Annotated in this window: 27 protein-coding genes; 17 read left to right on the top strand and 10 right to left on the bottom strand. The window is 67.6% G+C overall.

The window, feature by feature from the left end; genetic code table 11:
* Positions 1–199 precede the first annotated feature (199 nt).
* Positions 200–742, top strand: coding sequence for a PadR family transcriptional regulator (locus AB8M85_RS07945; protein WP_372698234.1), 543 nt, complete (start codon positions 200–202; stop codon positions 740–742).
* 5 nt (positions 743–747) lie between these two features.
* Entirely contained in the window at positions 748–2,460 is a 1,713-nt protein-coding gene (locus AB8M85_RS07940; protein WP_372698233.1) for an ABC1 kinase family protein, read from the top strand.
* 106 nt (positions 2,461–2,566) lie between these two features.
* Here AB8M85_RS07940 and AB8M85_RS07935 read toward each other — a convergent pair whose 3' ends face one another.
* Positions 2,567–3,610, bottom strand: a complete 1,044-nt coding sequence (locus tag AB8M85_RS07935) for an NAD(P)-dependent alcohol dehydrogenase (protein WP_372698232.1) — start codon at positions 3,608–3,610, stop codon at positions 2,567–2,569.
* Positions 3,611–3,705: 95 nt separating this feature from the next.
* On the opposite strand from AB8M85_RS07935, the gene AB8M85_RS07930 reads away from it, so the two are divergent.
* Positions 3,706–4,032, top strand: a complete 327-nt coding sequence (locus AB8M85_RS07930) for an ArsR/SmtB family transcription factor (protein ID WP_372698231.1) — start codon at positions 3,706–3,708, stop codon at positions 4,030–4,032.
* 133 nt (positions 4,033–4,165) lie between these two features.
* On the opposite strand, the gene fmdA is transcribed toward AB8M85_RS07930, so the two are convergent.
* The 3 genes from fmdA to AB8M85_RS07915 form a co-directional block, all read right to left on the bottom strand.
* A complete protein-coding gene (fmdA, locus tag AB8M85_RS07925) occupies positions 4,166–5,425 on the bottom strand; it encodes a formamidase (protein WP_372698230.1) in 1,260 nt (419 codons plus the stop codon).
* A gap of 53 nt (positions 5,426–5,478) precedes the next feature.
* Positions 5,479–5,766, bottom strand: a complete 288-nt coding sequence (locus AB8M85_RS07920; RefSeq protein WP_372698229.1) for an FmdB family zinc ribbon protein — start codon at positions 5,764–5,766, stop codon at positions 5,479–5,481.
* Positions 5,767–5,865: 99 nt separating this feature from the next.
* On the bottom strand, positions 5,866–6,498 hold the full coding sequence (locus AB8M85_RS07915; protein ID WP_372698228.1) for an AmiS/UreI family transporter: 633 nt from the start codon (positions 6,496–6,498) through the stop codon (positions 5,866–5,868).
* Positions 6,499–6,821: 323 nt separating this feature from the next.
* Here AB8M85_RS07915 and AB8M85_RS07910 point away from each other — a divergent pair, with 323 nt between their 5' ends.
* Positions 6,822–7,229 (top strand): four-helix bundle copper-binding protein, encoded by a 408-nt coding sequence (locus AB8M85_RS07910; protein ID WP_372698227.1) that lies wholly within the window; start codon positions 6,822–6,824, stop codon positions 7,227–7,229.
* Positions 7,230–7,331: 102 nt separating this feature from the next.
* Here the strand turns inward: AB8M85_RS07910 and AB8M85_RS07905 are convergent, their stop codons facing one another.
* Complete coding sequence (locus AB8M85_RS07905) at positions 7,332–7,721, bottom strand: VOC family protein (RefSeq protein ID WP_372698226.1); 390 nt, start codon at positions 7,719–7,721, stop codon at positions 7,332–7,334.
* A 374-nt stretch (positions 7,722–8,095) separates the two neighbouring features.
* Between AB8M85_RS07905 and AB8M85_RS07900 the strand changes: the two genes are divergently transcribed.
* Genes AB8M85_RS07900 through AB8M85_RS07890 form a run of 3 tightly spaced genes read left to right on the top strand, consistent with a single transcriptional unit; the run spans position 8,096 to position 11,182 of the window.
* Positions 8,096–9,319 (top strand): outer membrane lipoprotein carrier protein LolA, encoded by a 1,224-nt coding sequence (locus tag AB8M85_RS07900; protein ID WP_372698225.1) that lies wholly within the window; start codon positions 8,096–8,098, stop codon positions 9,317–9,319.
* Positions 9,316–10,377 carry an ABC transporter ATP-binding protein gene (locus AB8M85_RS07895; RefSeq protein WP_372698224.1) on the top strand — a complete coding sequence of 354 codons (1,062 nt, stop codon included), beginning with the start codon at positions 9,316–9,318 and terminating at the stop codon, positions 10,375–10,377. Before AB8M85_RS07900 ends, AB8M85_RS07895 begins: the two co-directional genes overlap by 4 nt.
* Complete coding sequence (locus tag AB8M85_RS07890) at positions 10,361–11,182, top strand: ABC transporter permease (RefSeq protein WP_372698553.1); 822 nt, start codon at positions 10,361–10,363, stop codon at positions 11,180–11,182. Before AB8M85_RS07895 ends, AB8M85_RS07890 begins: the two co-directional genes overlap by 17 nt.
* A 57-nt stretch (positions 11,183–11,239) precedes the next feature.
* Here the strand turns inward: AB8M85_RS07890 and AB8M85_RS07885 are convergent, their stop codons facing one another.
* Complete coding sequence (locus tag AB8M85_RS07885; protein WP_372698223.1) at positions 11,240–11,608, bottom strand: VOC family protein; 369 nt, start codon at positions 11,606–11,608, stop codon at positions 11,240–11,242.
* A gap of 138 nt (positions 11,609–11,746) precedes the next feature.
* Here AB8M85_RS07885 and AB8M85_RS07880 point away from each other — a divergent pair, with 138 nt between their 5' ends.
* Entirely contained in the window at positions 11,747–13,660 is a 1,914-nt protein-coding gene (locus AB8M85_RS07880) for a DUF222 domain-containing protein (protein ID WP_372698222.1), read from the top strand.
* 67 nt (positions 13,661–13,727) lie between these two features.
* On the opposite strand, the gene AB8M85_RS07875 is transcribed toward AB8M85_RS07880, so the two are convergent.
* Positions 13,728–14,135, bottom strand: coding sequence for a VOC family protein (locus AB8M85_RS07875; protein WP_372698221.1), 408 nt, complete (start codon positions 14,133–14,135; stop codon positions 13,728–13,730).
* Between the two features lie 184 nt (positions 14,136–14,319).
* On the opposite strand from AB8M85_RS07875, the gene AB8M85_RS07870 reads away from it, so the two are divergent.
* Together AB8M85_RS07870 and AB8M85_RS07865 are read left to right on the top strand one after the other, a co-directional pair.
* Entirely contained in the window at positions 14,320–15,147 is an 828-nt protein-coding gene (locus AB8M85_RS07870; RefSeq protein ID WP_372698220.1) for an NRAMP family divalent metal transporter, read from the top strand.
* Positions 15,148–15,174: 27 nt separating this feature from the next.
* A complete protein-coding gene (locus AB8M85_RS07865; RefSeq protein WP_372698219.1) occupies positions 15,175–15,321 on the top strand; it encodes a hypothetical protein in 147 nt (48 codons plus the stop codon).
* 462 nt (positions 15,322–15,783) lie between these two features.
* Here AB8M85_RS07865 and AB8M85_RS07860 read toward each other — a convergent pair whose 3' ends face one another.
* Positions 15,784–17,259, bottom strand: a complete 1,476-nt coding sequence (locus tag AB8M85_RS07860) for an APC family permease (RefSeq protein ID WP_372698218.1) — start codon at positions 17,257–17,259, stop codon at positions 15,784–15,786.
* 227 nt (positions 17,260–17,486) lie between these two features.
* On the opposite strand from AB8M85_RS07860, the gene AB8M85_RS07855 reads away from it, so the two are divergent.
* From AB8M85_RS07855 to AB8M85_RS07840, 4 genes are all read left to right on the top strand, one after another.
* Entirely contained in the window at positions 17,487–18,023 is a 537-nt protein-coding gene (locus AB8M85_RS07855) for a hypothetical protein (protein ID WP_372698217.1), read from the top strand.
* 9 nt (positions 18,024–18,032) lie between these two features.
* Positions 18,033–18,866, top strand: coding sequence for a glucose 1-dehydrogenase (locus tag AB8M85_RS07850; RefSeq protein ID WP_372698216.1), 834 nt, complete (start codon positions 18,033–18,035; stop codon positions 18,864–18,866).
* A 1-nt stretch (position 18,867) separates the two neighbouring features.
* Positions 18,868–19,599 (top strand): HAD family hydrolase, encoded by a 732-nt coding sequence (locus AB8M85_RS07845; RefSeq protein ID WP_372698215.1) that lies wholly within the window; start codon positions 18,868–18,870, stop codon positions 19,597–19,599.
* Positions 19,600–19,857: 258 nt separating this feature from the next.
* Positions 19,858–20,790, top strand: coding sequence for an NADP-dependent oxidoreductase (locus tag AB8M85_RS07840; protein WP_372698214.1), 933 nt, complete (start codon positions 19,858–19,860; stop codon positions 20,788–20,790).
* A gap of 47 nt (positions 20,791–20,837) precedes the next feature.
* On the opposite strand, the gene AB8M85_RS07835 is transcribed toward AB8M85_RS07840, so the two are convergent.
* Entirely contained in the window at positions 20,838–21,329 is a 492-nt protein-coding gene (locus tag AB8M85_RS07835; RefSeq protein ID WP_372698213.1) for an ASCH domain-containing protein, read from the bottom strand.
* Entirely contained in the window at positions 21,326–21,808 is a 483-nt protein-coding gene (locus tag AB8M85_RS07830) for a very short patch repair endonuclease (protein WP_372698212.1), read from the bottom strand. Before AB8M85_RS07830 ends, AB8M85_RS07835 begins: the two co-directional genes overlap by 4 nt.
* A gap of 410 nt (positions 21,809–22,218) precedes the next feature.
* Between AB8M85_RS07830 and AB8M85_RS07825 the strand changes: the two genes are divergently transcribed.
* From AB8M85_RS07825 to AB8M85_RS07815, 3 genes are read left to right on the top strand one after another with little or no spacing between them, the layout of a single operon-like run.
* A complete protein-coding gene (locus tag AB8M85_RS07825; RefSeq protein WP_372698211.1) occupies positions 22,219–23,181 on the top strand; it encodes an ABC transporter permease in 963 nt (320 codons plus the stop codon).
* 9 nt (positions 23,182–23,190) lie between these two features.
* Positions 23,191–24,114: an ABC transporter permease gene (locus tag AB8M85_RS07820; RefSeq protein WP_372698210.1), complete on the top strand. Its 924-nt coding sequence runs from the start codon at positions 23,191–23,193 to the stop codon at positions 24,112–24,114.
* Positions 24,111–26,213 (top strand): dipeptide ABC transporter ATP-binding protein, encoded by a 2,103-nt coding sequence (locus AB8M85_RS07815; RefSeq protein WP_372698209.1) that lies wholly within the window; start codon positions 24,111–24,113, stop codon positions 26,211–26,213. Before AB8M85_RS07820 ends, AB8M85_RS07815 begins: the two co-directional genes overlap by 4 nt.

Genomic DNA, 26,213 nt, shown 5'->3' with positions numbered 1-26,213 from the left:
AGGCAGACAGCAGTAGTGGTTGGCAACTCAGCGGCACAGCCGGTAGCGGGGAACCGACGCCCCAGGGTGTGGTCAGCGATGCCAGGGAACGTGTACCCGAGGACGTATTGGCCAGCTTTCGACCCTAGGCGCGACCGCGTCAGCGATATATCGTTGAGTATCGCTACCCGATCGGTGGCGAACCACGGAGGAGACCACGATGAACACTTCACATTCGGCCGGAGGGTTCGGCGGAGCCAGCTTCGATGGCGTCTGGCAGGCCGTCGAGGACCTGCGCTCACGGTTCGAGAAGCGCACGGGCACCCGTGCGGGACGCGGCGAGGTGCGTTCGGCGGTGCTGGCGCTGCTCGGCGAACGCCCGATGTACGGCTACCAGATCATCCGCGAGATCGAGGAGCGCAGCGGTGGCAACTGGAAACCCAGCGCAGGGTCCGTCTACCCGACCCTGCAGCTGCTGGCCGACGAGGGGTTTATCAGCGCCGAGGAATCGAATGGGCGCAAGATCTACTCCCTGACCGAAGCCGGCCGGGAGGAGCTGGCGGCTGCGGAGGGCCCGGCCCCCTGGGAGCCGGCGGAATCGGAGCGAGGCGGCACATTTGCGGCCCTGCCCAAGGCAGGTTTCGAACTCGCCCAGGCAGCCTCCCAGGTGGGCCGCACCGGCTCACCGGAACAAGTGCAGGAAGCCGTCGCGGTGCTCGATGAAGCGCGCCGGCGGTTGTACTCGATCCTCGCCCAGGGCTGACCTGGGTGACATCACGTGGCCGGGGCCCGGCACGCCCGGCATCGGGGGCCGGAAGCACCCGCGCCCGCTACCGCCGGATCCTGCGGTTCGCCGCCTGGCATCTGGCGGTCATCTGGTGGTTCGAGCTGTTCCTGCCCCGCATCGGCCTGGCCAGGCTCGCCGAACGCTCGCGGGCTCGGCGGATGCGCCGCTTCGCGCAACGCTTCCACGCCCTGGCGGTGGAACTCGGTGGGCTGATGATCAAGGTCGGGCAATTCCTCTCCTCCCGGCTCGACGTGCTCCCGCCCGAGATCACCGCGGAACTGGAGGGTCTGCAGGACGAAGTGCCCCCGGTCCCGTTTGCCGACGTGAGGGCCCTGGCCGAGGCCGAACTGGGCGCGCCGCTGGATCGCGTCTTCGCATGGGTGGATGAGACGCCCGTCGCGGCGGCATCCCTGGGCCAGGCGCACCGGGCGCAGCTGCTGCCCGAAGCTGCCGCCGACGTCGCGTTCGCGGGCGTCATCGTGAAGATCCAACGCCCGGGCATTGAGGCGATCGTCGACGTGGACCTCGCGGCGCTGCGCAAGGTCGGCGGCTGGCTCAGCCACATCCGGTTGGTGTCCCGTCGCGCCGACATGCCGGCGCTGGTCGAGGAGTTCGCCCACACCAGCCTGGAGGAGATCGACTACCTGCACGAGGCCGCGCAAGCAGAACGCTTCGCCGACGAATTGGCCCACAACGACGCCGTTGCCGTGCCCCGGATTGTCTGGGAACGGACCAGCCGACGCGTGCTGGCGCTCGAGGACGTCACGGCCATCAAAATCACCGACCTGGAGGGGCTGCGCGCGGCGGGCATCGACCCGGCGGAGGTCGCCCCCGCCTTCGGCGCGGTCATGTTCGAGCAGCTGTTTGGCAGCGGCTTCTTCCACGCAGATCCGCACCCGGGCAACATCTTCGTCACGCCCACCGCCGAGCCGGCGGAGGGGCGGCCGTGGAAGCTGACGTTCATCGACTTCGGCATGATGGGGGAGGTGCCGGCGGGCACCCGCCGCGGGTTGCGCAAACTGCTGATCGCCGCCGCGTCGCGCGATGGCAGGGGGCTGGTCGCCGCCATCGGCGAGGTGGGGGTGCTGCTGCCCACCGCCGATACCGCCGAACTCGAGCGGGCCATGACGCACCTCTTCGCCCGCTTCGGCGGGATGGGATTCGCCGAATTGCGCGAGGTCGACCCGCGCGAATTCCGGGATTTCGCCGCCGAATTCGGGGACGTGGTCCGGTCCCTGCCGTTCCAGCTGCCGGAGAACTTCCTGCTCATCATCCGCGCGATGTCGCTGACCTCCGGGGTGTGCAGTTCCCTGGATCCGAAGTTCAACCTCTGGGACACCGTGGAGCCCTACGCGGCGCAACTGCTACGCGAGGAGCGCGGAAACCTCGTCCAGGACGTGGCCCAACATGCACTCGACGCGGTGACGACGGCGGTGCGTCTGCCCGGGCGACTGGACGGGGTGGTCACCCGTCTGGAGGACGGAGAGCTAGCGGTGGCCACGCCGCGTCTGGAACGACAGGTGGCACGACTGGAGCGTACGGCGCGACGGGCCATTTCAGCGCTGGTCTTCGCGGCACTGATCATTGCCGGAGCGCTGGTCCGGCCGGATGACCAGGTGCTGGGTACCGTGCTGATGGGCGTGTCGGTGCTGCCCCTTCTGCACGGCCTGCTGGCGGGCCGCCGCAGGCTTTGAGGGCGCCTTGTGCCCTGGACGCCCGTCCGCCGGGGCCATAGCCCCCCTAACCCGCCGACGGCGGCGCAACGTGTGCGCCGCCGTCGTTCTCAGGGGTCCTGCAGGGTCAGCCGAGCGTCGAGGTGTCGATGACGGCGCGGTAGCGGACCTTGGAGGTCATGACGCGCTCGTACGCCTCGTTGATCTGGTCGGCCCCGATGAGCTCGGTGGCCGCGTTGATGCCGTGCTCGGCGCAGAAGTCGAGCATCTCCTGGGTCTCCCGGATGCCGCCGATCAGCGAACCGGCGAAGGAGCGGCGGGCGCCGATCAGGGTGAACGGGGTGACGGGCAGGGCCGCCGGCGGGGCGCCGACGTTGACCATGGTGCCGTCCACGTCCAACAGGGACAGGTAGGCGTTGAGGTCGATCTCGGCACTGACCGTGTTCAGGATGAAGTCGAACGAGCTGGCCAGCTGGGTGAAGGTCTCCGGGTCGCTGGTCGCGAAGTAGTGGTCGGCGCCGAAGCGCTTGCCGTCCTCCTGCTTCGAGAGCGTCTGCGACAGGACGGTGACCTCGGCGCCCATCGCGTGGGCGATCTGCACGCCCATGTGTCCCAGGCCCCCCATGCCCACGACGGCGACGCGGGAGCCCGCACCCACCTTCCAGTGGCGCAGCGGGGAGTATGTGGTGATGCCCGCGCACAGCAGCGGGGCGGCGGAGGCGAAGTCCAGGGCCTCGGGGACGCGCAGCACGAAGCCGGCGTCGACGACCACATGGGTGGAGTAGCCGCCCTGGGTGATGGTGCCGTCGCGGTCCACCGCCCCGTAGGTGCCGATGTTGCCCTGGACGCAGAACTGCTCCTCGCCGCGGCGGCACTGCGCGCACTCACCACAGGAATTGACCATGCAGCCGACGCCGACACGGTCACCGACCTGGTGGGTGGTGACGTCGGAACCGACCTCGGTCACGAAGCCGACGATCTCGTGGCCGGGGACCAGCGGGTACTGCTGGGGACCCCAGTCGCCCTGGACGGTGTGGATGTCGGAGTGGCAGATGCCGGCGTACTTGATGTCGATCAACACGTCGTTCGGGCCGACGTCGCGGCGTTCGATGGTGGTGGGGACCAGGGGTTCCCCGGCCGCGGGTGCTGCATAGGCGTTGACGGTCAGCATGGTGTCCTTCGGGGTGGGGGACGGAAAGTACGATGGACAGCGTAGTACGATGATCATCGTCGTAGCGAATCCCGCCCCGTACCGAAGATGGACTGATGAGCATCCCCCGCACCCTGGAGCACCCCGACGTCGTGGAGCTGTCCCTGGACGCCGTGCTGTCGGCGCTGGCCGATCCGATGCGCCGGCGGATCGTGGTGCAGCTGGCGAACGGCTGCCACGACCAGGCCTGCATCGCCTTCGAGCTGCCGGTCAGCCGGTCCACGGCCACCCACCATTTTCGCGTGCTGCGCCTGGCCGGCATCATCGAACAGCGCTACCGGGGCACCGCCATCCTGAACACCCTGCGGAGCTCGTGCCTGGAGGAGCGCTTCCCCGGCCTGCTGGCCGCGATCGTCGGGGCCGAGGCGCCGTCCAGTTCGTGATGTAGGGTGTCGCCGCGGAATGGCTTGTTTTGCCAGGTGCGCGATCGGTTCCTCCGCACGTGCAGCCGGACGGCGCAAGGCTGCGCCGTCCGGCCGGTGGGCGTTCCCCAGGACGCCCGGCGTGTGTCCCGGGTCAGCCGTTGTTGGCCGCCCGGGGTGCGCCGATGCCGGCGTCGATCTGGTGCGGGCCATTTGCCGATGGCCGGATGTCGAAGTTGAACATCGCGGTGGGCAGGTAGATCGTCGAACACGAGTTCGGGATGTCGACCACCCCGGAGAGCCGTCCTTCCACGGGCGCCGCACCGAGGAGCAGGTAGGCCTGCTCCGGGGCGTAGCCGAACTTGGCCAGGTAGTCGATGGCGTGCAGGCAGGCGCGCTGGTAGGACAGATGCGAATCCAGGTAGCGCTGCTCGCCGTCGAGGGTCACCGAGGTGCCCGAGAAGGCCAGCCATTCACTGAACTGGGGTTCGACCCGGCCGGGCATGAAGATGGCGTTCTCGCTGACGCCGTAGGTTTCCATGCCACCGCGGATCAGGTCGACCCGCAGATCGATGAAGCCGCCCATTTCGATGCCGCCACAGAAGGTGATCTCGCCATCGCCCTGGGAGAAGTGGAGGTCGCCCACCGAGAGGTTGGCCCCGTCGACGAACACCGGGTAGAAGACGCGGGTTCCCTTGGACAGGTTCTTGATGTCCTGGTTGCCACCGTTCTCGCGCGGGGGAGCGGTGCGCGCCGCCTCGCCGCCGACCCTGCCCCATTGGTCGCGGGGCAGGCCGCCCAGCACCGCGTGTTCTGCCTCCGGGGGCAGCGCCAGCGGCGGCACCCGGTGTGGATCAGTGGCGATCAGATCGCCCTCGCGCTTGTTCCACTTGGCCAGCAGTTCGGCGGACGGCGCCGTGCCCATCAGGCCGGGGTGGATGAGGCCCTCGAAGGAGACCTCAGGGACGTGCCGCGAGGTGGCAACCTGGCCCTGGAAGTCCCAGACCGCCTTGTAGGCGTCGGGGAACTGGTCGACCAGGAAGCTGCCGCCGTTGTTCTTGGAGAAGATCCCGGTGTACCCCCAACCTTGGCCGGCCAGGGGACCGGAGTCCTCTTGCGGGATGGGGCCGACGTCGAGGATGTCCACGATCAGCAGGTCGCCGGGTTTGGCACCTTCCACGGCGAACGGCCCGCTGAGCGTGTGGACGGTGAGCAATGGGGCGTCGAGGATGTCCTGGGCGGAGTCGTCGTTGACGATGGCCCCATCGAACCATTCCCGGCAGTCGACGCGGAACACGTCGCCCGGTTTGACGGTGGCCACCGGCGGGATCTCGGGGTGCCACCGGTTGTGCCCCAGCTTTTCCTGGTCCTTGAACTTCTTGTTCGAGTCGAGCGAAAACAGCACTTCAGGCATGTCATTTTCCCTAACTGTGAGTCCGGTCCGGGGACCGGGTGGCCCGCGCCGAATCAGGATCGCGGGAGTTTCTGGTGCAGCGGATTGCTGGTGTATCCGCCGCCGGCCCGCCGTGGGGCGGACGGAAGCGCCGAGACGACCTCGGGCTCATGGGCGCTGCGGCGCGTCGAGTCGATCAACCCGAAGGCCGCACTGCCGGCTATCGAAAGACGAGGGGCAGGCATCCGCCTCCGGGATGGATTCCCGCAGACGGGGCAGGAGACCTCATCGGGCCGCGAGTCCATGGGATGGGTCTGTTCGAAGACGTCGCCGTCGGTGCAGCGGAATTCATAGAGGGGCACAGTTGCTCCTGGATCGTGTTGAAGCGGTTCCCGGTCGGCAGGGACTGACCGCCTGCCCGGGAACCCGGAGGGCCGGTGGTCGTTCACAAGCAGGATGGTTCAGGCCGCCACCTCCGCCGGCATGCCGGGCGACGCCGTCGGTCGCCAGGTCCTCCGGGCCATGACGAAGGCAACCGCTAGCGAGATCACACCGCCGGCAGCGACGGCCCAGGCCGCAGCAGCGGTCGGCGCGTAGGCCCCGGCCAGGAGGAAGAGTGCGGGGATGGTGCCGGTGACGTGCGCGACGATGGCTGTGAACCATCCGGTGAAGATGGTCAGGTGTTCCTTGTTGAGGCCGAGGACCAGAAAGAACAGGAACCAGAGGACGGCCCACAGCAGCCAGATGACCCCGAACACCGGGTCGCCCACGGCGGTGAATTGCAGGACGGCAAAGACCACGGCGCAGAAGGCGACGAAGAGCGAGAACCAGCCCAGGCCCTCCCCGGGAAGGTCGAAGACCTGGTTGAAGCCCACGTAGAGGTAGGTGAATCCGAAGAGGTAGAGCCCCGAAGCCCCGAGGATCACTGCGGTGTCGCCGGCGGCCTGCGACAGGACGATGGTGGGGAAGACGACCTGCATGGCCCCCACGAAGAAGTTCAGGATGGCCGCGGACTTTCCCGGGATGACGCCGATGAGCAGGAGCCCATTGACGAAGAGAACCGCTCCGACGTAAAGCAATCCAACGTTTGTCACGATCATCACGCTCCGCGCCCAGACCTGTGGTGAGGCAGGTATATATTGACCCAATCCAAGTAAATCGCTTGTCAATTGAGATGTGGATCTCAACTTAGGCCAGCGTGTGGGGAAGGTCAAGACCCTTCCGGTTCTCCGCATGTAGTGGTCTCATTCCAGGGCGTTCAGGGCCGGCTCCTCCCGTGTGCAGGCCCTGCCCGTTCCGGCATCCACTCCGGGGCGACGATGAGCGTCGACACCCGCCGGCGCCGGACCTAGCGTGGGGAGGGAGGCGCAAGGCACCTCCGCGTCTCGGACCGACCGACGCCTGAGGGAGAGAACCCATGACACACATCAGCTCGATGCTCGACGCCTACCCCCGCGATCTGGGGGACATCGACCGCGACAAGCTCGCCGAGTGCATCGCGGCCTGCTTCGAGTGTGCGCCGACCTGCACCTCCTGCGCCGACTCGTGCCTCAGCGAGGACATGGTCGCGGAGCTGGGCAAGTGCATCCGCACCAACCTGGACTGCGCCGACCTCTGCCTCACCACGGGCAACGTGCTCTCCCGCCACACCGGCTACGACGCCAACCTCACCCGCGCGGTGCTCACGGCCTGCGAAACCGCCTGCCGCAGCTGCGCGGAGGAGTGCGAGAAGCACGCTGACATGCACGAGCACTGCCGGATCTGCGCCGAGATGTGCCGGCGCTGCGAGACGGCTTGCCGCGATCTGGCGGCGTCCCTGGGATAGGCGGCACGCCCGCGAACGACGGGGCGGGCGGGGGCACCGGCGTCGTACTTGGCCTGTGTCCTGCGGAATTCAATGGCCTGCGGACATCACGTCCTGCTGGAATCAGCCGGCGATCGTGGAGATCTGGATGAGGTTGCCGCAGGTGTCGTCGAGGACCGCCGTGGTGACCGGCCCCATCTCGGTCGGTGCCTGGGTGAACTCCACGCCGAGGGCGGTGAGCCGCTCGTATTCGGCCTGGACGTCCTCGACCGCGAACGAGGTGAACGGGATCCCGTCGGCAACCAGGGCATCCTTGAACGGCTTGGCGGCGGGATGGCTGCTGGGCTCGAGCAGCAGCTCCATGCCCTCGGGGTCCTCGGGGGAGACCACCGTCAGCCAGCGGTCGGTGCCGACCGGGATGTCGTGCTTGACGACGAAGCCGAGCTTGCCGACATAGAACGCCTCGGCCGCGGCCTGGTCGTCGACGAGAACGCTCATCAGGTGCATCTTCATGTCGGTCTCCCGTGTCGTGCGCTGTTTCGGCTGGTGTCTGGTCCGATGGTGGGTTCCGCTGGTGGGTTCCACCCGGGTCCGTTGGACGCGGAACACTTCACCATGCCACACGGGGTGCCCGCGACCATGGAATGTCGCTGGTCAATTTCGCTGGTTGGTGTCGCTGGTCATGGGCGACGCACGCTGCCCGCGATCGCTGGTGCGGGGAGGGCCGGCCGTGCCGCGTCGCCCGCCGCCGAAGAGCCGGGCGAGCAGGCCGGGCCGAGCCGGTGCGGAGGCAGCTGCTGCCGGTGGAAGCACAGGTGGGACGCCTCGCCTCGGCGACGTTCCCGGCGTACCGTGGAGACAGGGATCATTCCAACCGGGAAAGTGCCATGAAACCTGCAGTGAAGAAGTGGATGCCCGCCGCGGCCATCCCCGCAGTCATCGCCGCGATGGGCGTGGGCGTCGGGATCTCCTCCTCCGCCACGCCGCAGCTCGAGCCCAAGACGCCCGAGCAGGTGATCGAGCTGATGGCCGGATCCGACGTCGAGGCCTTCTCGGGAACGTTCCGCACCTCGACCGAGCTGGGCATCCCCGCACTGCCCGACGCCGGTGCACCTGCCTCGTTCGGACCTCCCCGGGATGCCGCCTCGTCCGACGGCCCCGGCGCCGGACCGCAGGGCGAGGGCGCCACGGACGACGACGGCAGCGACGCGGCATCACCCTCGACGGCCCGGGACGCCGGCCTGGCCGAGGTGCTCAATCTGGTCTCCGGCTCCCACGAGGTACGGGTCTACGTGGACGGCACGGACCCGGAGCAGCCCCAAGCCCGGCTCCAGGTCATGGAGGACCTGGGGGAGAAGGACGTCATCCGCAACGGGACCAGCCTGTGGACCTACGACTCGGAGGCCAATGAGGCCGTCCACACCACGCTGCCGCAGGACCGCCAGCACCCGCAGGACGCCCGGTCCGCGCACGACGTCCCGACCCCGGCTCAGCTGGCCGACCGTCTCCTGGCCGCCGCCGACCCCACCACCGAGGTGTCAGTCGACGCCGGCTCCACGGTCGCCGGCCGGGACGCCTACAACCTGGTCCTGACCCCGAAGACCGACCAGACGCTCGTCGAGGACGTGACCATCGGCGTCGACGCCGCAACCGGTGTCCCGTTGGCCGTCAGCGTCGACGCGGTCGGCCAGGACGCTCCGGCCCTGTCCGCCGAGTTCACCTCGTTCACCCCCGGGGCCCCGGACGCGAAACTGTTCGACTTCACCCCGCCGGCCGACGCCACGGTCCACGAACGGCCGTTCCCGGACCGGTCCGACGGGGCGCACGACAAGGCCGGGAAGGACCACCACCCGGCCCAGGACCACGCCACCGGAAAGGACCATGGGGACTGGCTGACCGGCAGCGGGTGGGACGCCGTCGCCACGATCCCAGCCGGCCAATTGCCCGCCGAGCTCGCGAAGTCCCCGCTGGTCGCCCAGATGGCCACCGACGTGGACGGCGGCAAGCTGCTGCACACCTCGCTGGTCAACATCCTGCTGGCCGACGACGGCCGCGTCCTCGTGGGGGCCGTGCCCGTCGACCGGCTGCAGGCCGCGGCCGACGCGGGGTGAGCGTGGCGCCCGGCGGGGCCGGCCTCGCGATCGAGACCAGCCGGCTGAGCAAGTCCTTCGGCGCACGCCGCGCCGTGAACCAGCTGGACCTCGCCGTCCCGCACGGGTCGGTCTTCGGCTTCCTGGGGCCCAACGGCTCCGGCAAAACCACCACCATCCGCATGCTCTTGGGTCTGGCCGCGCCCAGCAGCGGCTCGATCAGCGTGCTCGGCCGCCCCATGCCCGCCGCCGGGCGCGACGTGCTGCCCCGCGTCGGCGCCCTGGTGGAAGGCCCGGCGTTCTACCCCTTCCTCTCCGGCCGGGCGAACCTGCTGCGCCTGGACGCCGCGAACGCCCGCGCCGACGCCGCCGACCGCGGCCGGCGCGTGGACCGGGCGCTGGACACCGTCGGGCTGGGCAAGGCCGCCACGCTGGCCGTGCGCGCCTACTCGCTGGGCATGAAGCAGCGCCTGGGCATCGCCAACGCCCTGGCCACCGACCACGAACTGCTCATCCTGGACGAACCCACCAACGGCCTGGACCCGCAGGGCACCCGCGAGGTCCGCCACCTCATCGCCTCCCTGGCCGGGGCGGGCACCACCGTGTTCATCTCCAGCCACCTGCTCAGCGAGATCGAGCAGGTGTGCACCCACGCCGCGGTGATGAGCAACGGCAACCGCGTCGCCCAAGGGACCCTGACCGAACTGCGCGCCGGTGGCAGCGGCTCCGTGGTCATCAACACCCCGGACGACGGCGGTGCCCGGGCCGTGCTCTCCCTGCTCGGCCTGGTCCCCGGTGGCGGTGTCCCCGGCAGCGACGTCCCCAGTGGCGCTGACCCCGATGGCGGTGCATCCGTGGGGGAGCTGCACCGGGCCGAGGTGGCAGCGGCAGGAGGTCCCGCCGTCGTGCGTGCCCTGCTGCCGGACGACGGCCCGGCACCGGAGGCGATCGTCGCTGCCCTGGTGGAGGCCGGGGTGCGGGTACGCGGATTTGCGCTTGAGCGGCCGAGCTTGGAGGACCGGTTCGTCGCGTTGACGGGGGAGGGGTTCGACATTGACCACCATGCACCGGGGCGGTAGCGCGTTGCTGGTCTCCGAGCTGGCCCTGGTGTTCCGACGGCGCCGGACCTGGGCGATGCTGGCTGCCCTCGGCGCCGTTCCGGTGCTGGTGGCCGTGGCCGTGCGGCTGACGGCCGGGCCGCCATCGGGACGCGGCCCGGCGTTCCTGGACCGGGTGGCCGGCAACGGGCTGTTCGTAGCGATCGTGGGGATGTTCCTGTGCATCCCGCTGTTCCTGCCGCTAACGATCGCGGTGGTCTCCGGGGACACGATTGCGGGGGAGGCAGGCCTCGGGACGCTGCGCTATTTGCTGATCGCCCCGGTGTCGCGCGCGAAGCTGCTGGTGGTGAAGTACCTGGGGGCGGTGGCGTTCTGCCTGGCGGCGGCGCTGGTGGTGGCCCTGTGCGGGATCGGCATCGGGCTGGCCTTGTTCCCGACCGGGCCGGTCACGCTGCTGTCCGGGGACACGATCGGGCTGGGCGAGTCGTTCGGCCGGATCGCGCTGATTGCCGCCTACGTGGCCGTCTCGCTGTGCGGGCTGGCGGCCATCGGGCTGTTCATCTCCACGCTGACCGATGTCCCGGTCGGTGCCATGGCGGCGACCGCAGTGCTCTCGGTGGCCGCGCAGATCCTCGGCCAGCTCCCGCAGCTGGACTGGCTGCACCCCTGGCTGTTCACGCACCATTGGTTCGGGTTCGCCGACCTGCTGCGCGAGCCGATCCTCTGGACGTCCTTCGGGCAGAATGCGCTGCTGCAGGCCGGGTACGTGCTGGTGTTTGGCGCGTTGGCCCACGGGCGGTTGGGCACCAAGGACGTGCTGTCCTGACCGTGCCGTCCTGACCGTGCCGTCCTGGGCGGGGATCGGCCCTCCTGGGTGCGCCGATCAGCGGAGCAGCTGCTGCAGTGCCCAGGAGTTGCCGTCCGGGTCGTTGAGGTAGGCGAACTTGACGCCGCCCATATCGGCGACGTCGCTGACATCCGCTCCCCGGGCGACCAGCTCGTCGCGGGCAGCCGCGATGTCCGACACGATCAGGTGCAGGCCGTTGACCGTGCCGTCCTCCGGCTTGTTGCCCATTCCCGTGCCGAAGGCGATGGAGCAGGCCGATCCGGGAGGGGTGAGCTGGACGATCCTCATCCCGTTACCGGGCTGGACGTCGTGGTCCAGGGTGAATCCCATGACGTCGACGTAGAAGTCCTTGCTGCGGTCGACGTCGGCTACGGGCAAGGGGACGAGCTCGAGTTTCATGTCCATGGGGATCATTCCTTTGAAGGGGGCGGGGGTGCACGCTGCGTGGTCGACTTTCCCCTCACAGGACTGGGGGAGGACAGGTTGTCCCCAGCGAGCGGACCCTGCCTGTTGGGCCTCTTACGGTACTGGCAGAGTCGGTGTATGGAACAGATCACGAGCGAGGTGGACGTCGACGGGTGGGATATCGCCCGTGCGGCTGGCCTCCCCGCGGATGGTTCCACCCGGCTCAAGGCCGCCGAGGCGCTGATGCGTTTCGCCGAGGCGGAGAAGTTCCGCGCAGCGGCCATGCTCCATGCCGAAGCCCAGCGGACGGTCCCGTCGCTGCTGGATGAACTGGACGAGGACCCGGGGATGGATATCTCGGTTCGCAGCGGACGGATGTCTTCCTTTGCCGCCGCGGAGTGCGCCGCCATGGAGATCGCGCTCGTCTGCGGCATTTCCCCGGGGCAGGGGCTGCGGATCCTGGACCAGGCGGACACGCTGGTGGGGCAAACCCCGGAAGTCATCGAATCCTTATCCGCCGGGCGGATCGGCACCGGCCATGTCCAGAAGATCCTCGAACAGGTTAAGCACATCCTGCCGGAGCCGGTTCCCCTGCCACCGCGGGGTGCCGATGAGGCTACCCAGGAGGAGTGGCGGCGCGAGACGGCCAAGGCGGCGGAGAAGGCCGAAGCGGCTCGCCGTGACTTCGGTGCCGACATGTTGGCAGCAGCTCCGGGCAAATCCCCGGCACAGCTGCGCACCCGTGGGCGTCAACTCCTGGAGAAGTTCTACGAGATCTCCTATACCAAGCGTTCGCGCACCGCCTTGCGAGACCGCCACATCATGGTCGATGAAGCAGCCGATGGGATGTCCTGGTTCTCCGGGCTGTTGCCCACCGCTGGCTGCCAGGCCATCTATTCCAAAATCGATGCCTTGGCCAGGATCCTGAAGGCAGACCCCGGGTCGCCATCAGCGCCGGCGAACCCGGAGGGGGCCGTAGCCGAGGAGAGCACCGACGGTGCCGGCAAGGCGATAGCGGAACCGGCCGACGACCCTGCGGAGGAGCGGACGCTGGAGCAGCTGCGGGCCGACGTGTTCATGGACGTGTTGCTCGATGGGCCCACCGGTCGGGGGTTGGGCGCGGTCCAACCAGAAGTTTTCGTGGCGATCCCGGCGACCATGCTCCCCGGGATGCCCGGCGGGCCAACCGGCAGTGACCACACCGCCATTGACGGCGGGGAAACGGCCATCGATGGCGGCGATACGCCGTCAGGCGACGAAGCCCTCCGCGTCGGCAACGCCGAGCTCGCTCCCGGGGCGCTGGTACCGACGCTGCTGGGCAGCGGCCCCATCGACCAGGAATCGGCAGCTGCCTTCATGGCCTCCGCGAAAACCTGGAGGCGGGTCGTGACCGATCCGCTCACCGGGGCAATCGTGACATTCGGCCAAAACAGGTACCGGCCCACCGCTGCCCAACGTGCCGCTCTGCGCTTCCGCGATGGAGGCTGTTCCACGCCCGGATGCAATGGACGCGTGGAGCATTGCGATGCCGATCATGTGCAGGAGTGGCAGGAAGGCGGTGGCACGGACCTGGCGAACCTTCGTCTTCGGTGTCGACGCTGTCACCGACTAAAGTCCCTGGGCCTACTGACCTTCGATGAAGGCAGCGATGGGCGCATCGTTGTGACCAGTCTGTTTGGAACCCAAGTGTCCACTACTCCCGTTCCCCCGTGGGCGTGGGGCGCCCCCTCCACGGGCCATGGCGTCAAGGCGCAGGACAGTGTCGAAGGCAACTCCGGGAACGCAGACGTCGAAGCGGCACCGCGGGAGACGACCGGGAGCGAAGCCCCTGCGTCGGGCGAATGGGGGAGGATCCAAGACGTTCCCGACCCGTCCTGCGAAAATCCGGAGTACGGCCGCTACGCCAAGACCGGCCACGCCCGAGCGGCCCGCAAACGCCGGATCAAGCGCAATGCCGGGGGATATGGTCCCCGAAAGCCCAAGCCGGCCCCCGTTGACCGGTGGGAGATCAGGCCCGGCCAGCCCGGCGACGCGGACGACATCCCGTTCTGAGCTGGGCATGGTGCCAGGCGACATTGCCGGTCGGCCCAGTCAGCCGAACACGTCATCTCCCGAACCGTTACGCATCGCTCTTGCGGTTCAGGACCTCGCCCTCCAAGCCATCGGGGTCGCGGAAGAAGATGCTGAATTCCTTGCCGAAGTCATTGACCTTCCCGTCGCTGGCGCCCGCATCGATGAGCCGGGTGCGGATTGCCTCGAACGCCTCGTCGGACGCCGCTGCCAGGCCCAGGTGGTCGATCCGGCCCCGTCCCCACATGGGGGTCTGCCGATCCGCCTCCGCGTTGCCCTCGATCACGAACACGTTGAGCTCGGTGGCCGAACCGATCTTGATGCTCGTCATCGTTTCGCCCGGACCGTGGTCACGTGTCGGGCCGACGACCGCGTCGAAGACGGTTTCGTAGAAGCGGCCCAGCCGTTCGACATCGTGTGAGAGCAGTGCGATGTGGTTGATTCCATCGAGAAGCATGCGATCCAGCCTTTGTGTTCTTCCTCGGTTGTCCCTCCCACGCTAGCCACGGGAGGTCCCCGGAGCCATGGCCTGCGTGTTCAGCTCCGGGCGGGCTGGCCGACGTTCGCGGCGGACTTCTTCAAGACCTCGGGCCTCGCCAGCGGTTCACTGGGGTCATAACCACTCCACGAAAGGACCAGCCATGAGCACTCAGGGCGCGATCAAGAAGCATCGGGGCCGTCCCGTTGGCTACCTTGCCGGCTTCGGGGTCTTCTTCATTACCCTCATGTTCTCGGTCGGCAACGCCGTTGGCTCCGGTCTCGGCCTGTCGATGATCGTTGGCGGTTCCCCGGTGGTCTGGACGGTGATGTGTACGATCGCCGTCGGTTTCGTGCTGGCGTTCAAGAACGTCTACGGCATCATCGAGCGGATCCTGCTGGGCATCGTCGCACTGATGGGCATCGCGTTCATAGCCAGCGCCGTGCTGGCCCAGCCCGACTGGTACCAAGCGCTGGAGGGCATGGCGCCGACGTTGCCAGCGGGCAGTGAGATTCTCGTGGTCGCACTGGTCGGCACCAACTTCTCGATCAACGCGGCGTTCTACAACTCCTATGGAATCCGTGAACACCGCAGGACCCGCGCTGACTACCGAGACATCACTCTGGTGGACACGATTCCGGGGATCGTTGCCCCGGGCATCATGACCATCCTGGTCATCATCGTCGCGGCTTCGGTGCTGGGCAAGACCGGTCAAGAGGCAACGACCATCAATGCCCTGGCCTCAGTTTTCGCGCCATTGGCCGGGTCGGTCGGCTCGACGGTCTTCGCCCTGGGTCTTTCCGGCGCGGCGTTTTCCTCGATGATCGCCAATGCCACGGCTGGCGGCACCATGCTGTCGGACGCGCTCGGCAGGGGAGGGACGGGCGGATCCGTCACCGGCCGAGTGGTCACGGGTGTGATCTTGGCGTTCGGACTGGTCGTCACGCTCGCGTTCCAAGGTTCACCTGTGGGTCTGATTGTCATCGCCTAGTCCCTGACCGTTTTGGTCTCCCCGTTGTTGAGTGCCTTGCTGGTCATCATGAGCAACCGGCGCTCGCTCATGGGAGACCTCCGCAACCGGTGGTGGCACAACACCGTCGCCGCGCTGGGGATGATCGCCATCTTGGCCACCTCGGTTCGATTGTTGACGACGTTGCTCGGCTGATCGTCTTGCCAGCTGCGGTCCCGGAGGTTGATTCTTCGGGACCGCATTACGCGTTTGCCCGCCTCCTCGTCTGTCGATTCCACCGGCACCGGGTGCCATGGCCAGAGTGCCAGACCACAGACTGACACATGATCCGGATGACATGTCAATCATCGACAAGGGCCAAGTGGCACCCCGACGACCAGCGACATCCTGAACGAAGCCCTTGAACTGCTCGGCTCCACGACCACCGAGGAATCCAGTACGGAGACGGGTGGCCTGCACGCCCACGCCCGGGTGCCGGCCGTGGTCGAAAAGGCGCGTGAAGCTGCCCCAGCACGAGGCGAACAGCACATTGCCAACTTTCTGATGATCCCCCGCTCGAAAAGAAGGACTCCAACCAGCCCTCATCGAGGCCCGGAAACTCCTCTGCGAAAGCGATACCGACGTCGACGACTTTTTGAAGGCCATCGACGATGCCGCCTAATTCAAGTCTCGGCTCCTGTTGGAGCGCTCAATGAATCGCTTCGCGAGCTCCTCCTCGGCGCCCGGGCCCGCCTTGATGCCGCCGGGGATGCGGAAGAAGAACGCCGCCCCAACCACCCACCACAGGCCGAACAGGATCCACGGGGCCGCGTCCAGCGAGGCCGGCATGCCCGGCAGATACAGGCTGGTCAGGGCCAGGCAGAGCACGGCGGCCAACACGCCGATGACCAGGCCGCCCTGGCCTCGGCCGCCCACACGCAAGGGCCGGTCCATGGCCGGTTCACGCCGGCGCAGCAGCAGGAAGGACACCGCCACCAGGAAGTAGGCGATCACGATGCTCGGCGAGCCGGAATCGACCAGCCAGCCGAGCATAGCCTCACCGAAGAAGGGAGCTGCCACCGACAGCGCGCCGATGAACAGCAGGGCATTGGTCGGTGTCCGGAATTTCGGGTGCAGGCGCCCGAACCACGTCGGGAGCATCTTCGACCGGCCCATCGCGAAGATCAACCGCGAGGCGCCGATGAGGAAGGAGTTCCACGAGGTCACGATGCCTGCGATGCCGCCGGCGACCAGAACCTTGGCCATGATGTCGGTGCCCCACAGGGCGCCCATGCCGTCCGCCGTCGCCAGCTCCGAGCCGACCAGGTCCTTCACGCCCATCGACGAGGCCGTCGTCAGGACCACCATGATGTACCAGATGGCGGCCATGATCACGGAGACGACAACGAGCTTGCCCACCTGCCGTGGAGGGATCTTGACCTCCTCGGCCGACTGCGGGATCACATCGAAGCCGACGAACAGGAACGGCACGACCACGAGCACGGTCACGAACCCCGAAACGCCACCGGAGAAGAGCGGCTTCAGGTTCCCCGTCTCACCGCCAACGAAGGAACCGGACACCAGCAACAGCCCGACGATGAGCAGGAAGACGACGGCGAAGGTCTGCGCTGCGCTGGCCAGCTTGATGCCCACAATGTTCAGCACCGTCAGGATCAACGCCGCACCGGCACCCACCAATGCCCAGCTGAGGAAGACCTCGGAACCGGCGACCTCCCAAAGCTTCACCGATTTCAGCCCTGGGAACAGGTAGAGGGCCGTCCGGGGCAGGGCCACTGCCTCGAACGCGACGATGGTGATGTACCCGCCGGTGATCGCCCACGAGCAGATGAAGGCCCAGCGGGCCCCCATGCCCCGGATGACGTAATTGTGCTCACCGCCAGCCAACGGCATGGCGGCGACCAGTTCGGAATACGTCAGGCCCACCAACGCCATGATCACCCCGCCGGCGGCAAAGGCCAACACCGCGCCCATGGTGCCGGCGGACTCGAGCCAGCCGCCGGTCAGGACGACCCAGCCGAAGCCGATCATCGCCCCGAACCCGATGGCAAGGGTGTCCCAACTGCCCAACGCCTTGATCAGTGAGGTGGATTCGACCGGTTTTCCGTGTTGGTCGACGTCGGTCGCCTCTGGCATGGTGCCTCCTTCTGGACGGTACGTGTCGGCAGCTTACGGCGTGACGTGCATCATTGGCGAGGGGCGGGGTCGACCCGCGCCCCGGGGGGTACACGTTTGCTAGTGGCTTGCGGTCTTCCGTCCTAGGCTGGCCGCAGGGACATCGCCAGACCGCAAGATCCCGCCGGAAGTGGGAGCTGAGCAGTGGTCGGAACGTCCCGTCCCAAACCGTCTGGAGGAGTCAGATCATGTCAGGAAACCTCATCGCCCGGTCTGTCCACGACCTATCGGCAGCCGCCTGGTTCGGCGGCTCGCTCATGGGAGCGATCGGTCTCAACGGGGCCACCGGCAAGGCCATGGAGCGGACCGACCGCACGCGGCTGTCCAGTCTGGGCTGGAAGAAGTGGGCCCCGGTGCAAACCGCAGCCTTCGGAAGCCACATCGTGGCCGGCCTGGTGCTGATCCAGGCGAACAAGGGCAGGCTGGGCACCCAGCACGGAGTAGCGCGGCTGACCACCTACAAGACCATCGTCACGCTGACCGGCGCCGCGGTGACCCTGTATGCGGGCATGCAGGGCAAGAAGGTCGAGAAGCTTTACGGGCAGGGCGCCCGTGGGGCGACGGAGCCCGGGAGCGGCGCGTCGTCCAAACTGCGCGACGCCCAGAAGCGCCTGAAGAAGCTGCAGTGGGCCATCCCGGTCTTTGCCGGCTGGGTCATCGTCCTCGGCGCCAAGGAAGGCGAGATGCAGCGTCCGACCAATGTGGTCAAGGGACTGGGCCGGTAGGCCATGTCCATGCCCGAACAGCAGCAGACGCCTCCGGGAACCACCGGCGAGATGGACCCGGCGCCCGACCACGGCGAGCAGAGCTACCGCGGCTCGGGACGCTTGCAGGACAAGGTCGCCGTCATCACCGGCGGGGACAGCGGCATCGGCCGCGCCGTGGCCATCGCCTACGCGAGGGAAGGCGCCGACGTCGTCATCTCCTACCTCAAGGAGGACGAGGACGCCGCCGAGACCGCCTCCTGGGTGGAGAAGGCCGGGCGCCGCGTCCTCACCATCGCCGGTGATGTCGCCGAGCCCGCCCACTGCCGGGACATCATCGCTCGGACCGTGGAGGAATTCGGCAGGGTCGACATCCTGGTCAGCAATGCCGCGTTCCAGATGAGCCGCGACTCCCTGGCCGACATCCCCGACGAGGAATGGGACCGCACCCTGGCCACCAACCTCAGCGCGTTCTTCCACCTGGCCAAGGCCGCGGTGCCGCACATGCCCCGCGGCGGGTCCATCATCGGCACGAGCTCGATCAACTCGGACACCCCGCCCCCGGCGCTGCTGCCCTACAGTGCGACCAAGGCCGGCATCGCCAACATGACGGCGGCCATGGCCCAGATGCTGGCGTCGAAGGGCATCCGCGCCAACAGCGTCGCCCCCGGCCCGATCTGGACGCCGTTGATCCCCTCGACCATGCCTCCCGAACAGGTCACGGCGTTCGGGCAGGACGTGCCGATGGGCCGGCCGGGACAGCCGGCCGAGTTGGCGGCGCCGTTCGTGATGCTCGCCTCGGACGAGGCCAGCTACATCTCCGGAGCGCGGATACCGGTCACCGGCGGCAAACCGGTGCTTTAGCATGAGCGAGCCCATGGTTCCCACACCGACACATGCCGTGCTGTTCGACGTCGATGGCACCCTGGTCGATTCGACCTACCTCCATACGGTGGCCTGGTGGCTCGCGTTCCGGAAGGCAGGGCACACCGTTCCGCAGTCCACGATCCACCGGTCGATCGGCATGGGAGGCGACAAGCTGGTGGCCCGCGCCCTGGGCCGCGACGTCCCGACCGACGAGGAACAGGAGCTCAAGGACGGCCACGATGCGATCTTCTCCACCTTCTGGCCCCACCTGGTCCGGTTCGACGGGGCGCGCGAACTCCTGGAACGCTGCCACGCTTCAGGCGTCGCAGTCGTGCTGGCCTCCTCGGCGAAGCAGCAGGAACTGGACGTCCTGCGTCGAGCGCTCGACGCCGATGCCTGGATCACCGCAGCGACCAGCTCCTCCGACGCCGAGCAGAGCAAACCGGCGCCGGACATCGTCGAGGCCGCGCTCGCGTCGGCCGGCGTTTCCGCCGACCACGCGGTCTTCGTGGGGGACGCCGTCTGGGACGTGCAGGCCTGTGCCCGGCTGTCGATTCCCGTGATCGGCGTGGCCTGCGGAGGCACCAGCGAGGCGGAACTGCAGGCAGCCGGGGCACTGGAAACCCACCCCGGCATCCCGGAGCTGCTCGACGCACTGGCCACCAGCGCCCTGGGATGCCTCCTCAGCGAAGCGCGGGCCGCCAGAGCGGGACACCGGGACGGCGCCTGAACGCCGGGGTCCGGCATCGCATCCCTGGCATCGCATCCCCGGCAGAACTTCCCCGGCAACGTACGGGGACTTCGCCCTAGGGGCAGGACCGAGCCAGCATGGCAGCAGTGATGGAGTCATGCCGATCAGCCGTCCCGAGGCGTCCCCCTGAGGGGTGGCTCCGGGAGGTTGGCCGGACGCCACCGGCCGTGGCAGTGTAGGGAAGCACAGTGCGGGGCCGTGGGCCACCGCGGCGTGACGACCCCGGGAGAGCAGCGCATGACCGCCATCCAGATCACCCAGTACGGCCCGCTCGACCAGCTCGTCGTCGCCGAGACCAGCGGTCCCACGGGCGTCGGCGAGGGACAGCTGTTGGTGCGCGTGGCCGCGGCGAGCATCAACCCGGTCGACGCCGGAATCGCCGAGGGGGCCATGGCCGACGCCGTTCAGCTGGAGCTGCCCTTCACCCTCGGCGGCGACTATTCCGGAATCGTGGAGAAGATTGGCCCCGGCGTGGAGGGCTTCGCAGTGGGCGACGCGGTTATCGGCCAGGCCAGCGTGGTGTTGGGCGGCACCGGCAGCTTCGCCGACCGGGTCGTCGCCCCGTCGATGTTCGCCGCCCACGCCCCGCGCACCGTCCCGCTCATCGAGGCCGCGTCCCTGCCCCTGGTGGGCGCCAGCGCCGTGCAGGCCCTGGGCACGCTGGCCCCCGCCGCGGGCCACACGGTGTTGGTACTCGGTGGGGGCGGCTCCATTGGCAGCATCGCGGTCCAGCTCGCCCGGGCAGCCGGAGCCCGCGTCATCGCCAGCGCCGCGGCCGCCGACCTCGACTTCGTCACTTCGATGGGTGCCGACGAGGTCCACGACTACGCCAACGACTCCTGGCTCGACGGACTGTCGGGCATCGACGCGATCCTCGACGCCTCACCGGGGGTCGAACCGACCCTCTACTACCCGGTCCTGCGCCCGGGCGGGGCCATGGTCTCGCTGCTGACCCAGCACGACGCCGGTGCCTCCTCTGCTGCGGGCGTCGCCGCCACCACCCAGATGACCATGCCCATCCCCGAGACGCTCGGGCGCCTGGTCCAGGCGGTCGACGCCGGGCAGGTCACGCTGCGCATCGCCGCCACAGTGCCCCTGGAGCGGGCTGCGGAAGGGTTCGAGATCGACGTGACCACCGCGGGCAAGGTCCTGCTGGTCGCCCAGAAGTAGCCGGGCGGGTACGGGAACGCGCGGATGGACGTCCGCCACCGGCCGATTCAGGACACGGGGCGCGGCCACACCACCTCGAAATGCTCGAAGACAATCTCCGATGTTCCCGTAAATTCGAACCCGCTGGCAGCGGCGACGCGTTGCCAATAGCGGCGATGGGAGGCGAGCCAGGACTCCAGCGACCCGTCGTCCTCGCCCTCGGCACGGGCGAAGTCCTCATCGGCGTCGGCGATGGTCCCCAGGCGCAGGGCCGTCGAGCGCAGCACGAGGCGCGCGGTTCCGGTGCCATCGCAGGCGATCCAGTGGTCCCCGATGCGCGGAAGCGGCTCGTTCTCCACAGTGAATTCAAGCGATAGCGTGGCCGTGGCCCGCTTGCGGCCGGAGACGACCAGGCCCAGCAGCTCATCAGCCAGCGCGGGGTGATCGCCGAAGTACTCGACGGGAGGCATCGCCTCGTCGCGGACCAGATCGGGACGGGCCGCCCGGTAGTTGTCCCACAGGTGACGGGCGGCGCCCAGGTCGGGGGCAGGGAGGGTCATGGTTTCGCCGGGCCCTTGAGGAAGGCATCGAGCTGGTCAAGCACGACGGCGGGGTCCTTCAAGGTGCACTCCCAGAGGTCCAGGACCTGCCAGCCGATCGCCTGCAGCGCTGCATGGTTCCGGGCATCCCGCTCGACGGTCCGACGCCGCTTCTCTTCCCAGAATTCCACGTTGGTTCCCGGTGCGTGCCGGCCGACGGGGCAGTCATGCTGGTGCCAGAAGCAGCCGTTGACGAAGACCACCTTGTGCCGAGAGGCGAAGACGAGGTCCGGGCGGCCCGGAAGCTTGCCGCCGCGGAACGCGACCTCGGGTGCCCGGCGCGAGGCCGCCGCGCGGGCCGCAGCCGAGACCTGGCCATGCAGGCGGAAACGGAAACCGGCGCGGTGGGCCACCTGGCGCACCAGCAGCTCCGGCTTGGTGTTCGTTCCCCGAATGCGCGACATCTGGGCCGAGCGTTCCTCGGGGGTCAGGCGGTCCATGCGTTCAGGATCCCACACCCGGCTACCGGGGCGGGGTGCAGGGGCGGGGTGCCGGAGAAGGGGCGGTGCACGTCTCCGGAGACGTGCCGGCGGTCCCACAGGGCGCCACGGCAGCTCGTCGTTGGCTTGTAACCCGTCGTCCACACAAAAAATGACAAACATTACCGTCCCCTTCGGCGGCGATTCTCAAATTTTTACAGGCGATACCTTTTTGGAAGAGAAATTCCCGGCTAGTCAACGCAATTGCCGCTTTCAGGCATGACAAGCGAAATCCCGTTATGAAATCGTTGCTTCAGAATCAGTGACATGGATTACCGGGATTTGGCAGAGTGGCGTCATCCCAGTGCAGGGTTCCGGGCGTCAACGACGACGCGCGGACCAACGGCCGCCTAGTTCCAGAGGAAGCACGCTTGCTGAAATTCATCGTCCGAAGATTCTGCTCCTATGCGGTCATGTTGTTCCTGGCCACTAGCGGCGTCTACTTTCTCGCCTCATGGTTCCTCGATCCACGCTCCAACTATCTCGCCCTCCGGCCGAAACCACCCATCGAGTCCATCAACGCCTCGCTCGACTACGCCAACATCAACGACCAGGTCCCGCTGCTGGAGCGTTACTGGAACTGGTTGACCGACATCGTCCTGCATTGGAACTGGGGGTACAGCCCCGTGGGGGAGCCGGTCAGCGAGATCATCTGGGACCGGGCCTGGGTCAGCGTCCAGCTCGTCGCCATCTCCACAGCCCTGGCCGTTGTCATCGGCATCGCCATCGGCGTCCGCTCGGCCATCCGGAAGTACGGCGTCTTCGACCACGTCAGCAATTCGGTGAGCGTGGTCTTCCTCGTCATGCCCTCCTTCGTCCTGGCACTGCTGGTCGTTCTCGTCTACCTGAACCTGCAGCAGCGGTTCGACCTGCATTGGTTCGCCGTCACCGGCCTTGGAGATGGCAGTTTCCTGGGCTATGTCCAGCACCTGTTCTTGCCGACCTTGGTCTTGACACTGATCGGTTACGTGGGTTTCCACCTCACGCAGCGCACCTACCTGTTGGACACGATGAACGCCGACTACGTGCGGACGGCGCGGGCCAAGGGCGTTCCGCGCACCCTGGCTATCCGGCGCCACGCGCTAAGGACCTCGATGATCCCGACCGCTTACGGAGTGGCGTTCTCCATCACCGGGACGGTGACCGGTGCCGTTTTCGTGGAGCAGATCTTCGCCATTCACGGGGCCGGGCTGTATTTCATCGAGACCCTGGCGAAGAACGACATCAACGGGGCCGTCTCCGTCGCCTTCCTCGGCGGTGTCGCCACCTGCGCGGGGCTGCTCCTCGCCGACATTTTCGTTGCCTTCCTGGATCCACGGATCCGGATCTCATAGGGAGAAGCCATGACTACCAACGCGACCATCGAAGCCGCCAACCGCGATGGCGAGGACCGCATCACGGTCAAGCGCACGTCGAAGCACCGCTTGATATTGCGCCGTTTCTGCCGGAACAAGCAGGCCGTTGTGGGCGTCTTCATCGTGCTGCTGATGATCTTGTACGCTGTGTTCGCCAAGTACTTGACCGAGTGGGACTACGACGAGCCCGACTTCCTGAGCCTCAAGGACGCGCCCAGCGCCGAGCACTGGCTGGGAACGGACGTGGTGGGCGGCGACCTGTTCGTGCTCACTGCCCGCGGGCTGGGCCGGTCGTTGATGATCGGCTTCATCGCCTCGATCGGCATCACCGTCATCGCCGCGTTCGTCGGCGCCGCCATCGCCTACTTCGAGGGCTGGGCCGAGAAGGTCGGCACGTGGCTGCTGGACATGCTCCTGGTGGTCCCCACGTTCTTCCTGCTGGCGATCATGGTCTCAACGTCCACCGGCACCAGCGGCTGGATCTGGTTGACCTTCGCCCTGATGATCTTCGGGTGGATCGGCTATGCCCGCGTGCTGCGCTCCATCGCCCAGTCCTTGCGCGATCGCGAATACATTGCCGCAGCCCGCTACATGGGCGTGAAGCCACTGACGATCCTCTGGCGCCACATGATCCCCAACCTGGGCTCGATCCTGATCATCCACACCGTGCTTGGCGTCGTGTACGCAGTGGAGGCGGAGACCGGGCTGTCGTTCATCGGATTCGGCATTACCCCTCCGGACACCTCGCTCGGCGTCCTGATCAAGGCCGGTGCCTCGACGCTGCAAACGGCTCCGTGGATGTTCCTCACCCCCGCACTGCTGCTCCTGGCACTGTGCTACAGCATGACCAAGATCGGTGACGGCCTGCGGGACGCGCTCGACCCCTCATCGGAATCCGGAGGCAAGGCATGACCGCCATTGACATCAACCACGTCGGCGATTCACCCGCCTCCGCCCAACAGGCCGTTCTGTCGGTACGGGACCTGACGGTGTCCTACGGCAGCGAGGCAGGGCCGGTCCGGGCCGTCAGGGGACTGTCCTTCGACCTGCTCCCCGGCAAGACCCTGGCCATTGCCGGGGAATCGGGGTCCGGGAAATCCGCTACCTCCCTGGCGGTCATGGGCCTCCTCCCGGAATCCGCCGTCGTGGGCGGTTCCGTCCAGTTGTCCGGGCGAGAACTCCTGGGGCTGGATGACGGCGCCATGTCCTCGGTCCGCGGCCGGGAGATGAGCATGATCTTCCAGGACCCGCTCTCGGCACTGACCCCGGTGTTCACCATCGGCCAGCAATTGGCGGAAGCGCTGGACACGCACCAGGACCTCAGCCGTGACCAGGTTCGCAAACGCTCCATGGAACTGCTGGATCTGGTGGGGATATCGGACCCGGAAAAGCGGCTCCGGTCCTACCCGCACCAATTTTCCGGGGGCATGAGACAACGGGTGATGATTGCCATTGCCATCGCCAACGACCCGCAGGTCATCATTGCCGACGAACCGACCACGGCGTTGGACGTCACCATCCAGGCCCAGGTTCTCGACGTGCTCAAGCTCGCGCAGCGGGAAACCGGCGCCGGCGTCGTGATGATCACCCACGATCTGGGCGTCGTCGCCAACGTGGCCGATGACGTCCTGGTCATGTATGCGGGAAAGCCCGTGGAACGCGGCGTCGTGGACGATCTCTTCGAGTCGCCACAAATGCCCTACACCATGGGACTGCTCGCCGCCGTTCCACGTCCCGACCGGAGCACGTCGGGACCATTGGTCCCCATCGAGGGAAATCCACCCTCGCCGGTCGTGATTCCCCCCGGCTGCCCGTTCGCCCCGCGTTGTCCCATCGCCATCGATGCCTGCACGACGACGGAACCACCCCTGGTGGGCCACGGTGGCCCCCATCCGCACGACGCGGCCTGCATCCGGGCCGGGGAAATCGTGGACGAGGGACGCAAGTACACCGATGTGTTCCCCATCCCCGAACTTCCGCCACGTGAGGTGATGGCCCCGCGCCAAGAACGCGAAAAGGTCCTGGCCGTCGACGGGCTCAAGCGCTACTTCGAACTCTCGAGCGGGATGCTGCGGCGGAAGGTCGGCACCGTCCGGGCAGTCGACGGAGTCACCTTCGACATCCGGCGCGGTGAAACACTGGCGCTGGTCGGCGAGTCGGGCTGCGGAAAGACGAGCACGCTGCTGGAGATCATGCAGCTCAAGCGGCCCATGGACGGGCGCATCGTGCTCATGGGCCGCGACGTCTCCGAACTCGACTCGCAGGAACGCCGGTTGCTCCGTGCCGATCTGCAGATCGTATTCCAGGACCCGATGGCCGCGCTCGACCCGCGAATGCCCGTCTACGACGTCATCGCCGAACCGCTGCATGCCCAGGGCTGGAGCAAAAAGGAGATCAACTCCCGAGTCGGTGAGCTCATGGATCTGGTCGGCCTCAACCCAGACCACGTGGACCGCTTCCCGGAACAGTTCTCCGGTGGCCAGCGTCAACGCATCGGGATCGCCCGAGCGTTGGCCATTGAACCGGCCCTGGTCGTTCTCGATGAACCGGTCTCGGCCCTGGATGTCTCCATCCAGGCGGGCGTGATCAACCTGCTCGAATCGCTGCAGGCCAAGCTCGGTGTGTCGTTCCTCTTCGTAGCCCACGACCTCTCCGTCGTCCGGCATGTCGCCGACCGCGTTGCGGTCATGTACCTGGGCCGCGTGGTCGAGGTCGGCGACGTGGAGAACATCTACAACCATCCACGTCACCCGTACACTGCAGCCCTCCTATCCGCCGCCCCGGTCCCCGACCCACAAGTGGAGCGACAGCGACAGCGGATTCTCCTTTCCGGCGACATGCCGAGCTCCACCGAGCGGATCTCCGGATGCCGGTTCCGGACCAGATGCCCCACCTACAGCATGCTTCCGAACGGCGATCGCGCCGTTTGTGATGCCGACGAGCCCGACTTGGTCAGAGAGGGGGAGATCGACCAGCAACGTGCCTGCCACTTTCCGATGGAAAGGCCCTGA

The sequence above is a fragment of the Arthrobacter sp. JSM 101049 genome, assembly GCF_041679245.1.
Taxonomy (GTDB): Bacteria; Actinomycetota; Actinomycetes; order Actinomycetales; family Micrococcaceae; genus Arthrobacter_H.
This window is presented reverse-complemented; position numbering and strand designations above follow the sequence as displayed.